At 60.3% G+C, this 15,282-nt stretch carries 13 protein-coding genes; 7 read left to right on the forward strand and 6 right to left on the reverse strand.

All coding sequences use genetic code 11. The annotated features are described in order from the left end of the window. From BMX68_RS04885 to BMX68_RS04905, 5 genes are all read right to left on the reverse strand, one after another. Positions 1 to 537: a DUF3299 domain-containing protein gene (locus BMX68_RS04885; protein WP_017132335.1), complete on the reverse strand. Its 537-nt coding sequence runs from the start codon at positions 535 to 537 to the stop codon at positions 1 to 3. Positions 538 to 615: 78 nt separating this feature from the next. Beyond that, positions 616 to 861: a GlsB/YeaQ/YmgE family stress response membrane protein gene (locus tag BMX68_RS04890; RefSeq protein ID WP_017132334.1), complete on the reverse strand. Its 246-nt coding sequence runs from the start codon at positions 859 to 861 to the stop codon at positions 616 to 618. Positions 862 to 1,068: 207 nt separating this feature from the next. Continuing rightward, positions 1,069 to 2,151 (reverse strand): 5-(carboxyamino)imidazole ribonucleotide synthase, encoded by a 1,083-nt coding sequence (locus tag BMX68_RS04895; protein ID WP_017132333.1) that lies wholly within the window; start codon positions 2,149 to 2,151, stop codon positions 1,069 to 1,071. 11 nt (positions 2,152 to 2,162) lie between these two features. Continuing rightward, the gene (purE, locus tag BMX68_RS04900) at positions 2,163 to 2,654 is read right to left on the reverse strand and encodes a 5-(carboxyamino)imidazole ribonucleotide mutase (RefSeq protein WP_017132332.1); all 492 of its coding nucleotides are present in this window, start codon (positions 2,652 to 2,654) and stop codon (positions 2,163 to 2,165) included. A gap of 242 nt (positions 2,655 to 2,896) precedes the next feature. Next, positions 2,897 to 3,808, reverse strand: coding sequence for a LysR substrate-binding domain-containing protein (locus BMX68_RS04905; RefSeq protein ID WP_017132331.1), 912 nt, complete (start codon positions 3,806 to 3,808; stop codon positions 2,897 to 2,899). A 185-nt stretch (positions 3,809 to 3,993) separates the two neighbouring features. Between BMX68_RS04905 and aspA the strand changes: the two genes are divergently transcribed. The 4 genes from aspA to BMX68_RS04925 all read left to right on the forward strand — a co-directional run bounded on the left by aspA (position 3,994) and on the right by BMX68_RS04925 (position 9,404). After that, complete coding sequence (gene aspA / locus BMX68_RS04910) at positions 3,994 to 5,418, forward strand: aspartate ammonia-lyase (RefSeq protein ID WP_017132330.1); 1,425 nt, start codon at positions 3,994 to 3,996, stop codon at positions 5,416 to 5,418. A gap of 434 nt (positions 5,419 to 5,852) precedes the next feature. Continuing rightward, positions 5,853 to 7,301 carry an alanine/glycine:cation symporter family protein gene (locus BMX68_RS04915; RefSeq protein ID WP_017132329.1) on the forward strand — a complete coding sequence of 483 codons (1,449 nt, stop codon included), beginning with the start codon at positions 5,853 to 5,855 and terminating at the stop codon, positions 7,299 to 7,301. Positions 7,302 to 7,435: 134 nt separating this feature from the next. Further along, positions 7,436 to 8,440, forward strand: a complete 1,005-nt coding sequence (locus BMX68_RS04920; RefSeq protein ID WP_017132328.1) for an asparaginase — start codon at positions 7,436 to 7,438, stop codon at positions 8,438 to 8,440. Between the two features lie 511 nt (positions 8,441 to 8,951). Continuing rightward, a complete protein-coding gene (locus tag BMX68_RS04925) occupies positions 8,952 to 9,404 on the forward strand; it encodes an SgcJ/EcaC family oxidoreductase (RefSeq protein WP_017132327.1) in 453 nt (150 codons plus the stop codon). Between the two features lie 129 nt (positions 9,405 to 9,533). Here BMX68_RS04925 and BMX68_RS04930 read toward each other — a convergent pair whose 3' ends face one another. Beyond that, the gene (locus BMX68_RS04930) at positions 9,534 to 12,884 is read right to left on the reverse strand and encodes a dermonecrotic toxin domain-containing protein (protein ID WP_017132326.1); all 3,351 of its coding nucleotides are present in this window, start codon (positions 12,882 to 12,884) and stop codon (positions 9,534 to 9,536) included. A gap of 581 nt (positions 12,885 to 13,465) precedes the next feature. Between BMX68_RS04930 and BMX68_RS04935 the strand changes: the two genes are divergently transcribed. From BMX68_RS04935 to BMX68_RS04945, 3 genes are all read left to right on the forward strand, one after another. Then, complete coding sequence (locus BMX68_RS04935; RefSeq protein WP_017132324.1) at positions 13,466 to 13,912, forward strand: GNAT family N-acetyltransferase; 447 nt, start codon at positions 13,466 to 13,468, stop codon at positions 13,910 to 13,912. Positions 13,913 to 13,929: 17 nt separating this feature from the next. Continuing rightward, complete coding sequence (locus BMX68_RS04940; protein ID WP_017132323.1) at positions 13,930 to 14,601, forward strand: GNAT family N-acetyltransferase; 672 nt, start codon at positions 13,930 to 13,932, stop codon at positions 14,599 to 14,601. A gap of 208 nt (positions 14,602 to 14,809) precedes the next feature. Next, the coding region (locus tag BMX68_RS04945) for a collagen-like triple helix repeat-containing protein (protein ID WP_143063244.1) at positions 14,810 to 15,282 on the forward strand (473 nt) is incomplete at its 3' end.

Genomic DNA, 15,282 nt, shown 5'->3' on the forward strand with positions numbered 1-15,282 from the left:
CTAAAGATCCGACTCCTTCACCACCCGCACCGTCCCTGCATCCAATGCATACGCCGCATCGGCCAGGTCGTTGCTGACCTTTTCGATCTTCAGAGTCCCGGTCACCCACAGCGGCGTGTAGATATCGTCCAGCTTCAGGCCCTTGGGATAACGCACCAATACCAGTTGGTTCGGCGGAGGCGGTGGCACATGGATGCAGGCGCCCGGATAGGGAACCAGGAAAAACAAGGTGCTGCGGCCCTTGGCGTCGGTTTCCAGTGGCACCGGATAGCCGCCGATACGAATGCGCTTGCTGTTCATGGCCGCGACGGTCTTGCTCGAATACATCACCGCCGGCAAGCCCTTGCCTTGCTTCAAACCGCCCTTGGCGGTAAAGGTGCCGTTGGCTTCTGGCGAATCGTGGCTGATTTCCGGCATTTCTTCGAGAGCTTTCTGGTCCGATTTGGGCATCAGTTCCAGCCAATCGGTTTCCGCAAGCTCACCGGCATGGGTCAGGCCGCTGCCCAGCAAAAGAAGTATCAACAGAAGACGGCGCATAAGAGGCTCGACAACAGGAAGTCAGGCTGAGCATTCTAACCCTCCGCGCGCCGTGCGCAGAGGGTTCGCTCGGTTCGATCAGTTCTTTTTGATCAGACCGTAAATCACCAGCAGAACAATCGCGCCGACCACCGCGCCGATAAAGCCCGCACCTTGCCCGGCCTGGTAGATGCCCAGGGCCTGGCCACCGTAGGTCGCCGCCAGCGAGCCGCCGACCCCCAACAGGATGGTCATGATCCAGCCCATGCTGTCGTCGCCCGGCTTGAGGAAACGTGCCACAAGACCAACGATCAAGCCGATAAAGATGGTTCCGATGATACCCATGCGATTTCCTCTGAATGTATATCCCAAAACCAAAGCCCTAGTGGCCTGTGTGGCGAGTTCCGTTAGTCAATTTCGGCGCCATGGCCGCGAACTTCCGACATCCGCACTTGAGTTAACGTACTAACCGAACAGACCACTAGCCGCGCTTTGGCATCTTGCCATCAGAGGATGGCGGGTACCGATGGTTCCCGTCCGGCCTGGATATTTTTACTCGGCAATCAACGCTTCGACCCGCTGAATCTGTTGCTGCAGCGTAGCCTTGTCAGCGCAACGCAGGTTGGCATGACCGACCTTGCGCCCAGCCTTGAAGGCCTTGCCATAGTGGTGCAGATGGCAGTCGGCGATAGCGATGACCTTTTCCACCGGCGGCACGCTGCCAATAAAATTCAGCATCGCGCTTTCGCCGACCTTGGCGGTCGAGCCCAGGGGCAGGCCAGCTACCGCCCGCAGGTGGTTTTCGAACTGGCTGCACTCGGCGCCTTCGGTGGTCCAGTGCCCGGAGTTATGCACACGCGGGGCAATCTCGTTAGCCTTCAAGCCACCGTCGACTTCAAAAAACTCAAAGGTCATCACGCCGACATAGTCCAATTGCCTGAGCACCCGACTGGAATAGTCTTCGGCCAGGGCCTGCAACGGATGATCGCTGCTGGCGACCGACAGCTTGAGAATACCGCTGTCGTGGGTATTGTGTACCAGCGGGTAGAAACGGGTTTCACCGTCGCGGGCGCGCACGGCGATCAGCGAGACTTCGCCGGTAAATGGCACGAAACCTTCCAGCAGGCAGGCGACGCTACCCAGCTCGGCAAAGGTGCCGATCACATCGCCCGGAGTGCGCAGGACTTTCTGGCCCTTGCCGTCATAACCCAAGGTACGGGTCTTCAATACAGCCGGCAGGCCGATACGGGCGACCGCTGCGTCCAGATCCGCCTGGGACTGGATATCGGCGAAGTCCGGAGTCGGGATGCCCAGGTCCTTGAACAGGCTCTTTTCGAACCAGCGATCGCGAGCGATGCGCAGGGCTTCGGCGCCCGGGTAGACCGGTACGAACTGCGACAGGAAGGCCACGGTTTCCGCTGGAACGCTTTCGAACTCGAAAGTCACCAGGTCGACTTCATCGGCCAACTGGCGCAGGTGATCCTGGTCGCCGTAATCGGCTCGCAGATGTTCGCCCAGTGCGGCTGCGCAGGCATCCGGCGCCGGATCGAGGAAAGCGAAGTTCATCCCCAGTGGCGTACCCGCCAGGGCCAACATACGGCCAAGCTGGCCGCCACCGATTACACCGATCTTCATCGTCAGAAACCTCAGGCGACGCGCGGGTCTGGATTATCCAGCACGCTGTCTGTCTGTTCAGCACGGAATTTTTTCAGCACGCTATGAAAGTGGGGGTGCTTGGCGCCCAGAATGCTCGCCGACAGCAGCGCGGCGTTGATCGCCCCGGCTTTGCCGATGGCCAGGGTGGCGACCGGAATGCCGGCGGGCATCTGCACGATCGACAGCAGCGAGTCTACGCCCGAGAGCATCGACGACTGCACCGGCACGCCCAGCACCGGCAGATGGGTCTTGGCCGCACACATGCCTGGCAGGTGAGCCGCGCCACCGGCACCGGCAATGATCACCTCGATGCCACGGGCCTCGGCCTCTTCGGCGTAGCGGAACAGCAGGTCCGGGGTGCGATGGGCCGAGACTACTTTCACCTCGTAGGGGATGCCGAGCTTTTCCAGCATATCGGCGGTGTGGCTAAGGGTGGACCAATCGGACTTGGAGCCCATGATCACGCCAACCAGTGCGCTCATCGTCGTGCCTCTTCTCTTGGGCGCCCACGGGCGCGTCAAAAAACAACAAGCCACGCGGGAAGACCGGCGTGGCTTGTTATGCGAATGATGGCCGGACGAACCGGCCGAAGGCCGCGCAGTATACCGAAAATTCTGCGCGATACGCACTTTCCGCGACCATCTGTCGTTTGCTGGATTTTAGCCGCTAAAGGCCGGTTTACCTGACTTCCAGATCAACAAAAACCACACCCCCACCACACTACTCAGACACCACCTTGCGCCGCGCCGCCTTCCAGCTTGCGCCACAACAACCGCACATTCGCCTTGCGCACCAACGCGCAGCGATACAGGCGAATCTCCAGCGGCACATGCCATTGTGCGCCGCCACAGACCACCAGTTCGCCCCGCGCCAGCTCGGCACGCACGCTCAACTGCGGTACCCAGGCGATACCCAGACCCTCCAGCGCCATGCTCTTGAGGCTGTCGGCCATGGCCGTCTCGTACACCGTGGTAAAGCGCAGGTTGCGCTGGCGCAACAACAGGTTCACCGAGCGCCCGAGAAACGCCCCGGCGCTGTAGGCCAGTAACGGCACGCTGACCTCGCCTTCCAGATCGAACAGTGGCTCGCCGTCCGCCCCCGCCGCGCACACCGGCAGCATTTCGGTATGTCCCAGGTGCAGCGACGGGAAGATCTCCGAATCCATCTGCAACGCCGCATCCGGGTCGTAGAACGCCAGCATCAGATCGCAACCGCCCTCGCGCAGCGCATGGACCGCATCGCCAACGTTGGTCGCCACCAGCCGCGTGGCGATATTCAGCCCTTCATTGCGCAACTGTGCGATCCAGCGCGGAAAGAACCCCAGCGCCAGAGAGTGCGCCGCCGCCACCTGCATGACCTCGCCCTGCCCGCCTTCCAGGTGATGCAGATGACGCACTACCTCGCCCAACTGCTCGACCACCGTGCGTGCCGTTACCAGGAACAACTGACCGGCCGCCGTCAGTTCGATCGGCGTGCGTGAGCGATTGACCAGGGTCAGGCCTAGCGCTGCTTCCAGGCTGCGAATCCGCCGACTGAACGCCGGCTGCGTGACGAAACGGCGCTCGGCGGCCTGGGAAAAGCTGCGCGTCGCCGCCAGGGCACTGAAATCTTCCAACCATTTGCTTTCGAGATTCATCGACCTTTCCCTTCACCAAGCGCACCATTTTGGTTCACACGTTCGCCACACACAATGCGTCACATTGCTCCCTATGCCGTTTGTGCATAGGGCAGCGCCGAACAGCATTGGCCCAAAAATCTTCTCAAGCCTAGCATTGCCAGCGTTCCGGCATCGACCGGGTCCATTTCGAGATGATTTCTATCATGTCCTCCGCTGCATCTTTCCGCTCAGAAAAAGACCTGCTTGGCGTACTCGACGTACCCGCCGAGGCGTACTACGGCATCCAGACCCTGCGAGCGGTGAACAACTTCCGCCTCTCCGGCGTGCCGATTTCGCATTACCCGAAACTGGTCGTGGCCCTGGCCATGGTCAAGCAAGCCGCCGCCGACGCCAACCGCGAGCTGGGTCATCTGAGCGAAGCCAAGCACGCCGCCATCAGCGAGGCCTGTGCCCGTCTGATCCGTGGCGATTTCCACGAGCAGTTCGTGGTGGACATGATTCAAGGCGGCGCTGGCACTTCAACCAACATGAACGCCAACGAAGTCATCGCCAACATCGCACTTGAGGCCATGGGCCACAGCAAGGGCGAGTATCAGTATCTGCATCCCAACAACGACGTGAACATGGCGCAGTCGACCAACGATGCGTATCCGACAGCCATCCGCCTGGGCCTGCTGTTGGGCCACGACGCCCTGCTCGCCAGCCTCGACAGCCTGATCCAGGCGTTCGCCGCCAAGGGTGAAGAGTTCAGCCATGTCCTGAAAATGGGCCGCACCCAACTGCAAGACGCCGTGCCGATGACCCTCGGCCAGGAATTCCGCGCCTTCGCCACCACCCTGAGCGAAGACCTGGCCCGCCTGAAGACCCTGGCGCCGGAAGTGCTGACTGAAGTCAACCTCGGCGGCACCGCCATCGGCACCGGCATCAACGCCGATCCGCGCTACCAGCAACTGGCGGTCGACCGCCTGGCGATCATCAGTGGCCAGCCGCTGATTCCGGCTGCCGACCTGATCGAAGCCACTTCCGACATGGGCGCCTTTGTGCTGTTCTCCGGCATGCTCAAGCGCACGGCGGTCAAGCTGTCGAAGATCTGCAACGACCTGCGCCTGCTGTCAAGCGGCCCGCGTACCGGCATCAATGAAATCAACCTGCCGGCGCGCCAGCCAGGCAGTTCGATCATGCCCGGCAAGGTCAACCCGGTGATCCCGGAAGCGGTCAACCAGGTGGCATTCCAGATCATCGGTAACGACCTGGCCCTGACCATCGCCGCCGAAGGCGGCCAGTTGCAACTGAACGTGATGGAGCCGCTGATCGCCTTCAAGATCTTCGACTCGATCCGCCTGTTGCAACGCGCCATGGACATGCTGCGCGAACACTGCATTGTCGGCATTACCGCCAACGAAGCACGCTGCCGCGAACTGGTGGAACACTCCATCGGCCTGGTCACCGCGCTGAACCCGTACATCGGCTATGAAAACGCCACCCGGATCGCTCGTGTCGCCCTCGAAAGTGGCCGCGGCGTCCTGGAACTGGTGCGCGAAGAAGGCTTGCTCGACGATACAATGCTCGACGATATCCTGCGTCCGGAAAACATGATTGCTCCACGTCTGGTTCCACTGAAGGCCTGACCCTCAGCGCCAGATCGCACACCGCTCACCAGGTCGAGGGACTAGACACCTCTCACCTTTTGAGGGCCTGAAGGTCACTCTTCAGGCCCTTTTTTTACTGATTTTTCATGGCAACACCGCTCCTGACCACTGTTCAGCAGGCGCGAGGTACTCGCCCACCGACTGACGAGGCCTCTAGACGGTTTCAGGGGGCAAGGATGAAAAATGATAAACCGTGAGGACGTTGGTGGTCCTGATCGGTAAGGTGCCACCGCTCTTCGCGTAAGCGATCGGCGGTACAGGTACAGTGGAACCGAAACACGCAAAACAACACTAAAAACAATCCGCGAAAGCTCAGGATGATCTATCGCCAACCCACACTGCCCAGTCACACCAAGTGTAACGCGATATTTTAAACGAGCTTCCTTTGCGTCAAATACAGCGAGGAACCATCCATGCTCGAAGTCATCAACGACTTCCTCTCAGGGAAAGTACTGATCGTGCTCATTGTCGGGCTCGGTAGCTACTTCACGATCCGCTCGCGTTTCGTTCAGTTACGCCATTTCATCCACATGTTCTCGGTTTTCAAGGAGTCTCTTCGCGGCCAGGCAGGCCAACTCAGTTCGTTCCAGGCATTAATGTTAAGCCTCGCTGGCCGCGTCGGCGCCGGTAACATCGCCGGTGTCGGCATCGCCGTGACCCTCGGCGGCCCAGGCGCCGTGTTCTGGATGTGGGTCACCGCACTGGTGGGCATGTCCAGCAGCTTCTTCGAATGTACCCTGGCCCAGGTCTACAAGCGTGCCGATGGCGATGGCCTGTACCGCGGTGGCCCGGCCTACTACATCCAGCATGGCCTGAAGCTCAAGGGCATGGCAGTGGTGTTCTCCATCCTGCTGCTGGTTACCTATGGCTTCGCCTTCAACGGCCTGCAGTCGTACACCGTCACCCACTCGTTGCAGAACGCCTTCGGCTTTTCGCCGAACCACACCGGCATCGCCCTGGCCGTGCTGCTGGCGATCGTCTTTCTCGGCGGCATCAAGCGCATTGCCGCGGTCTCCGACCTGCTGGTTCCGGTCAAGACCTTGGCCTACATCGGCGTCACCCTGTACGTGATCGGCAGCCAGATCGATCACGTTCCAGCCATGCTGGAAACCATCTTCAAGAGCGCCTTCGGCCTTGATCCCGCGTTCGGTGGCCTGCTTGGCAGCGCCATCGTCATGGGCGTGAAGCGTGGCGTGTTCGCTAACGAAGCCGGTCTGGGCAGCGCGCCGAACGTCGCCGCCGTGGCCGCAGTGAAACATCCAGGCGCCCAGGGCGTGGTCCAGGCATTCAGCGTGTTCCTCGACACCTTCGTAATCTGCACCTGCACTGCACTGCTGATACTGCTGTCGGGCTTCTACACCCCAGGCTTCGAAGGTGATGGCATTGTCCTGACCCAAAACTCCCTGGCTGCGGTGGTCGGTGACTGGGGTCGCGTGTTCGTCAGCGTCGCCCTGTCTCTGTTCGTCTTCACCTGCATTCTCTACAACTACTACCTGGGTGAGACCAGCCTGCAGTTCCTGACCCGCAACCGTCTCGTGCTGCTGGTGTATCGTGGCCTGGTGCTGGCACTGGTGGTATGGGGTTCGGTGCAGAACCTGTCGACCGTGTTCGCCTTCGCCGATATCACCATGACCTGCCTGGCCTTCGTCAACCTGATCGCCCTGGCCCTGCTGTTCAAGATTGGCATGCGCGTACTGCGCGACTATGACGACCAGCGCCGCGCAGGCGTCAAGCAGCCGGTGTTCGACGCCGGTAAATTCGCCGACCTGGATCTGGACCTGAAAGCTTGGCCGTCCGCCCCGAGCCAGCCGGTGTCCCGCGAGCAGGACGCGGCCCAGGGCGTACCTGCCGCTCAGCGCTGATCGCGGGCCTCGGGCGGCGTCTTGCCGTCCGCTGCGAAAGATCCATCGGGTGGCGTTCCAGTCGCCCGACGTGACACACCTTGCGTGCGCAGGCATGCTGCGACGCAGGGTGTATCTGTCCAGGAGAGCCATCGATGAACCCCCTCACTTATCCCGCCGCGCGGCACGTCATGGTGCTCTACACCGGCGGCACCATCGGCATGCAGGCCAGTGCCAACGGCCTGACTCCGGCTTCCGGTTTCGAAGCGCGGATGCGCGAGTACCTGCGCAGCCAGCCGGCCCTGGTCGTTCCCCGGTGGCGTTTTCGCGAAATGGCCCCGCTGATCGACAGCGCCAACATGACCCCCGAATACTGGCTGCGCCTGCGGGACGCGGTGATCGATGCGGTAGAACAGCAACAGTGCGACAGTGTGCTGGTCCTACACGGCACCGACACCCTGGCCTACAGCGCGGCGGCCATGAGCTTCCAGTTGCTGGGGCTGCGCGCTCCGGTGGTGTTTACCGGCTCCATGCTGCCAGCGGGCGTGCCGGACAGCGATGCCTGGGAAAATGTCTGCGGTGCGCTGGTCGCCCTCGGCCAGGGCCTGGCGCCAGGCGTACACCTGCATTTCCATGGCGAAATGCTCTCGCCAACCCGCTGCGCGAAGATTCGCAGCTTTGGCCGCCATCCGTTTGCAGCCCTCGATCGCACCGGTGGCGCAACCAGAGCCGATACCTTGCCGGCACAGTTGAGCTACCACCAGGCCCGACAACTGACGACTGTTGGCGTCTTGCCACTAGTCCCAGGCATCGCCGCCGCGCAGTTGGACGCGATGATCGACAGCGGTATCCAGGCATTGGTGCTGGAGTGCTTCGGGAGCGGCACCGGACCGAGCGATAACCCGGCGTTCCTTGCCAGTCTCCAGCGGGCCCAGAAGCTGGGCATAGTGGTGGTGGCAATCACGCAGTGCCATGAAGGCGGTGTCGAGCTGGGCGTCTACGAGGCCGGCGGTCGTTTGCGCGATATCGGCGTGCTGTCTGGCGGCGGCATGACCCGCGAAGCGGCGTTCGGCAAACTGCATGCACTACTCGGAGCGGGCCTGGCGCTGGCTGAAGTGCGACGCCTGGTCGAACTGGACCTGTGCGGCGAATTGCGCTGAGACAAGGCTTGCCGAACCAGGCAGCATCCGACCTTCAGTGAGCACCCGCGCACTGGAGGTCAACGCCTGCGTCCTACTCGACCGCCCCAAACAACCCGATATGATTGTAGGAATATTCCTATATACAATTCCTACACTATTCCTGCCTCATTACCTCGGGTAGGCTGGTAAAAGTTGCAAATCACCAACGACTCTATTTTAACTTAGTATTTAAAATACGCCGATTGCAACAAAAAACAGAAGCTCTATCAATACCCGTATTGAACAGCGCCTTACTTTAATGCGAAACCTTCGGATAATTCGCCGACGCAGTGTCACGCCTATCCATAAGTGGCGACTTCTGCGTTTGTCCTATTTATCCCTCACCAGCGAACCAAAGCGCAACGGCCCGGCCAACATTCCGACATTACGTGGTAATGCAGGCCTCCCGTCTCGAACGGATCGAGTGTGCGGTCATGGAAGTATTGGCTCTTTCTTATTCAGACGCTGTCAGGACAGTCATAGGAAAACCATGAAAAAACATATCGCAATAACCGCACTGTGCGGCCTTTTTTCCGTATCGGCCTTTGCTGCGAAACCGCAGGCCTGCGCTCCGGTGGAAACTTCAAAAATTGAAAGCCTGTTCGATGACTGGAACAATGCACTACAAACAGGCGATGCCCGCAAAGTAGCGGACAAGTATCTGCCTGATGCGGTTTTGTTACCCACTGTCTCGAACAAGGTCCGTTTGACCGATGCCGAGCGGGTCGACTACTTCGAACATTTCCTGGCCAACAAACCGGTAGGCAAGATAGACAGCCGGACCATCCGCATCGGCTGCAACAAGGCCATCGACACCGGCACCTACACCTTCGTCTTCAAGGATCAGTCGACCGTCTCCGCCCGTTACACCTTCACCTACGCCTGGGATGGCCAAGACTGGAAAATCTCGACACACCACTCCTCGGCCATGCCGGAGAAATAACCGGAGCGACATCGGCACAAGCGGGCCTTCTCCACGGGTGGGTCCGCCAGATATTCAGACAAATGTCCTTTGTTTGAGTGGCATTTCCTAGGGTCTGTACGACATGTTTTCGAGCGACGGCCAGGCCACTCAGCGCAGGAAGAACGCTGCCGCCGTCCTGGCGTCGATCGGTCCGCGCCAGATGGGCACCACTTTCTGTCCCGCGGTCTCCTGAGCGATCTGAAAGTTGAGCCCCATGTAACGTTGCGCCCTGGTTTTGAGGTGCGCCTTGGAAAAGTCGGGCGCCGGCGTGGTTGCCGTCCGGTAATGGAAATGCGCAAACCACAAAGGATGGCCTTCCTTGTCGCGAATGCCGTATTCCTCAAGAAAATCGCTGCCCTTGCCACCGGAAATATCCCGGCGGGTCCCCAGCTTGCGAATCGTGATCTGCTCATTCTCCATCAGGAACTCAATCGCCGCCGCATTCGGCAATCCTTGTTTGGTCAAGCTGATTCGCAGGCTCAGCCCCAGCTCGGTCAAGGTGTTCGCTGCCTCTTCCAGCTCGGCAATCAGCCACCGCGGTGACTGCGCGAGGCCTTGGGTCAACCCGCGAAAATCCCTGATGGCCTCTTCAAAAGGCTGTGCCTTGATCACCAGTATGTCCTGGATGCTGCGAGGCGTACTCACGGTACTCGCACTGCGTTTGCCCTCCGCCAGCAGCCTGGGCAAGGTTGCCAACAGGTCACGGGCCTTCTTCTCCAGCGACTTCAACTTCTTCGTTGCGCGCACACTCAACTCTCCCGCACCGCCCAACAGGCGCAGGCCGCGCTCTGGCTGCCAGGCCCCCGAGTCGTCGCGTTTCAACCAGGGGCCCTGCAGCGACGGGTGGCCGTCATTGATGATCACCACCCCTTCGAGCTTGCGCGACACCCGAAACCAGGCACCGTCGATACAGGCATAGAATCGCTCGTCACGCTGATACAAACCCTGCCACTCTCCTTCGGTCAGCAAGGTGCCAGGCGATTCAGACAACGACAGCTTGAATTCTTCCAGCCGGACCAGCCTGGACACCGACAAATGCGGCCCCATGCGGATCGAAGCAACGACCAACTGGTGGGTGATGCGAACGACCGGCTCCTTGTACACAGCGTTGTCGACGATACGGGGCACCGTCACGGCGGCGCCCGTGAGCAGCGGACGGTGATACACCAGCACCACCGCCAGGTTCAGCAACACGTCGGCAAATGCCGCCCAGGGATGCGCCGCATTCGGATCGGTGAAGGTCTTGAGGCTGGACACCAATTGCACAATCAATCCGGCACTCGCCAGAGAGGTTGGCACAAAGGGCTGCAACACACCGAACAGGGTCCACCCCAGATCGGCGAAGCGCTCCCAGCGTTCTTCGGCATCGGACACGGAATCGGCCTCGGCGTGTGCGACCAACGCCTCGACGCTGGCGGCGAACAACGCCGCGCCAAATGACCCGGATAGCGGCGTGGTATCGAGCGAAACCGGTGCCGGCGTGGGGAGAATATCAAAGTCGGAAAAAATCGCGCGGGGCAGGTGCGGCTCCTCAAATCCACCATAGTCATAGATGGGTCGCGTCGTGGCATCCAGACCATCGAGGACCGATTGCCGCAACGCTTGCTCCGTCTTGATGGCCGTCAACAAGCCCGCCAATGACGCAAACTCGCGCAGAGGTTGATCGGCACCGGGACGAAAAAGCACTTGCGGTCCCTCAACGGTCGCTCTCGGGCCGATCACAAACATGTTGCGCACTCGGTTCGCCGTGGCATCCGGGTACGCCAGGAAGGCCAGCGGACGGGCCACGATGTGTTGGCCGTGGACCTCACGGACACCAGCGTCCTGGGTTATCACCGCCTCGACATAACGACGGGCGGTCTCGGTCAGTTTCCCTTCGAGTTGCAGCTCCAGCGCCAACATCGGCAGGAGGACACGCAGGTAGTCGGTGAAAAGCCTTTCTTGGCGTGTTCGCTCGATCAGGTCGCGCTGCAGCTTCTGCCTGAGCAACTCGGGGTAGGCCCCGCCGATATCGGCGTCGCTCACCGCCGTGCGCAGTACTTCGTAGGTCATCCAGGCAGGTGTTGCCCGGTCTTTGTAGTGAACCTGCGCATCCCCGGAAAGAGGGAACGCCTTGAGGTTCCTCAGTGCCATGGCGACATAGTCCTGGGTCCTGGGCTCACCGCGAAAGCCTATGGGCATTATGCTGTCACCCATGATGAGCGGACGGCTCACGATCGGTGTCAGGGTCACGCGGATGTCGGCGACCGACACCGCCGCAGCCTCCGGATGTTTTTTTTGCAAACTCTCGCGCAACGACTCGCCGGCAAAGCTGTGAATGTCGGGAATACCATCGAGAAATGCCTGACCGGCATGCTGTCGATGCACTGCTGACAGCGAGGCCACATGCAGTCCATAGAGCGTGCGATTCGCCAGCGAGGCACGCCGCAGCCATTCAGGGAGCAAGTCGTGTAATCGACCGAGCCTTGCTTCGTGACCGGAACGGAACGCACCGAACAACGCCTGCAGCCCGGTCAGCTCATGCAGGCGCTGCCCGAGGGTCACGCCATCGCGATAGTCACTCGGCTTGATCGCCGCGATGGCCTCCAGTTGCAGCTTCAGCAAACTCACGGCCAGGGCATCGAAAACATGATCGTCCGGGGTGTAGTTCCTGAATCCCGAGTACTGAGAGCTCAAGGTCGCCAACAGGGACTCTTCCAGTGCCCGCCTGGAATCGAAGGCCTCGATCCCGCCGAACAGTGTGTAGAGCAACACGATCTGGCGCTCGCCAATCCAGCGGCTCATTACCAGTGCCTGGAAATGCCTGAGGTCGGACCCCATGATGCCGGTATCGAGGATAGGAATATCGACCTGCGTACAGTGGTTCCCGAGCGCGCCCCGGCGTACCTGCGGGTCGGGGTAATCGAGTACCGCCTGCACGGTATCCCGTTCCTCACCCGAGAGCGCCACGCATGCCTGGCGCAATTGCACCGCGAAAAAGTCGGAAAGTCGCTGCCAGGGTGCGACCTCCTGGTCAAACGGCGAGCTCCAGAAGTCGACCAGCGCCTGTTTATAGGCTTCGGGCAGCAACGGCGCCCATTCGCTCAGGAGTGCCTCGACCTTTACTGTGTCCAGGGACAACTTCTGCGGATGTTCCGCGCCCGGGTAGAGCGTCAGGTAGCTGTCCGCCGGATGCAGTTCCGCCTTTTCGCCGAGAAAACGCCCAATCAACAAATTCGTCAGGGGCAGGATTCCGTATTCTACTGTGGAGTCTTCATTCTGGTTCGATACGGGGTGGATTAATGCGGCATGGGCGAGCCGCTCGCCCAGCGACGGGTATTCGGCCTCCAGCATGTCGCGGACAAGGCCAGGCGCCACGCTTTCCAGGGTCGGTCGTCGGACAAAACAGTCACTGAGGGTGTAGACCAGCGCAGCCTGTTCGCTTTCGCTCAAGGTCGTACCGGGAAGTGGAGACGTCATATTCATTTATCCTGGTTTCGGGTTCCCGAACCAGATAAACATCGACTGCCCTGTTACCTGCGATAGCAGGTTAATACCCGACGCCACTGGCACTTCCAGACTTGGCTCAAGCGTGCCAGCACGATCGTGCCTGTTCCCGCTCCCGACTCTCCACCGCAACCGTCACGTGCAAGCCGGCACAGTCCAGGCCGTCATTGTCTACTGCCAGACTGTGGATAAGTCTGTTGAAAACTTTGTGGATATTTTTGTGGACAACCTTTTAGTCAGCAAGGCTTGGTCAACGACTGCACCACATAGGCACCCTCGCCGATGCGGTTGCGATGAAGCCCTCGGCAGGTGCGAATAAATCCCAGCAGGGCCAAACGGCAATGACAAAGAAGGACTGGGCATGACATTGGGTCCATAAAATGGACCTATGAAAATCATCGCTAATTGCTCTTACAATAACCGAGGGCGGTGAAGCCCTGGTGACTTTCCGGGGATGTCAGCCCATCTTTATCGCCGGTGTACAACAAGACCTGGCGGCCAGTGCCAACAGCCAGGACCAACCCCTCGTCCATTTGATGCGTTAAGGAGTCCCTATGAGTTCCATCGAAATCCGTCCGGTAACCGCCGCCGATCAAGCCGCCTGGCGTCCCTTGTGGCAGGCCTACCTGAAGTTCTACGAAACCGAGCTGCCGGATACGGTCTACCAGTCGACCTGGCAACGCTTTCTCGACCCGGATGACACCACCCATGCCGCCCTGGCCTGGCAGGATGGCAAAGCGGTGGGCCTGGTGCATTTCATCTACCACCGCTCGACCTGGAGCGTTCAGGACTCCTGTTACCTGCAAGACCTGTTCGTAGCTCCCGACGTGCGCGGAGCCGGGCTCGGACGGCTGCTGATCGAGCATGTCTATGTCACGAGCGCTCAAGCCGGCTGCGCTAAAGTGCACTGGCTGACCCACGAGACCAATGCCACGGCCATCCAGTTGTACGAGCGGATTGCCGAGCGGCCCGGCTTCATTCATTTTCGCAAAGTATTGTAAACCTTGAGGAAAGCCTCATGTCGACACCCGTAGCCAGCTGGCGGGGCGCTCCGCTACCCAGCACCCGGCAACTCGAGGGGCGCTTCATTACCCTGGAAAAACTCGACCCCGCCCGCCATGGCGATGACCTGTGCCGCGCCCTGGAAGGCCCTGGCGCCGATCCGAAGCTGTGGGACTATCTGGCTTGTGGCCCATTCCCGGAGCGCAACGCCTTTAACGACTGGCTCAACGACAATTCAGCGAGCGCCGACCCGTATTTCTTCGCCGTCATCGACAAGGCCACAGGTGAGGCCCAGGGCATCCTCAGCCTGATGTCGATCGTCCCGGCCCAGGGCCGTATCGAGATCGGCCACGTCACCTTCGGTGCACCGATGCAGCGTTCGCCAAAAAGTACCGAGGCGGTCTACCTGCTGGCCAAGGAAGCTTTCGCTCTGGGTTACCGGCGCCTGGAGTGGAAGTGCAATAACGACAACGCCCGTTCCAGGACAGCCGCCGAGCGGCTGGGCTTCCAGTTCGAGGGCGTGTTTCGCCAGCACATGGTGGTCAAGGGCCAGAACCGCGATACGGCGTGGTACAGCATCATCGACTCGGAGTGGCCGGCGGTGAATGCCGGGTTCGAGCGCTGGCTGTCGGAAGAAAACCTGGGGACGGTCGGGCAAATCAAGACCCTGGCCGAGTGCCGCGGTTAACCCGGACAACCCGTAAGTACAGCGCCCGTCAACCTGAAAACGCGGTGGCCGATACCTCAGCCACCGCGCGCCCACACGCGCCAGACACACCTCTAAATCGCCACCAAGGCAGCGACTTCTCTCGCAAAAGCTGGGTAAAAAGCCCGACATTTATCGATTACACCGATGGATACATTTCGGCCTCAAATTTCCAGGAGGTCGAAATCCCATGCCAACACCCTTCAATAAATCTGCCCTTTACATCGCTCTGGCCTTCAGCGGTCTGGCCATGCAGCAGGCACAGGCTCATGAAAGTATTGTTCTGCTGCCCAACGAAAATGTAAGTGTACGGGCCGCTCCCTCGCCTAATGATGTCGAAGGAAGAACCCTTCTGAACGAGCTTGCAGGGCAGCAAGAACAAACGAGGGTTGAGGTAAGCAATCTGACAGATCATGTGCGTGATAATAAAAAAAGGCTCGACAACCACGATAAGGAAAGACATCGAGATCGGGCAGACATAGATAGGCTTATGACAACCCCCGCTCAGCGAGGCGAGCGCGGAGAGCAGGGTCTGCGCGGCGAACAAGGCGTGCCGGGAGAACGCGGGGAGCAAGGTCTACGCGGCGAACAGGGCATGCCGGGAGAACGCGGAGAGCAAGGTCTGCACGGCGTACAAGGCGTGCCGGGAGAGCGCGGAGAGCA

Source organism: Pseudomonas agarici (assembly GCF_900109755.1).
Classification (GTDB): domain Bacteria; phylum Pseudomonadota; class Gammaproteobacteria; order Pseudomonadales; family Pseudomonadaceae; genus Aquipseudomonas; species Aquipseudomonas agarici.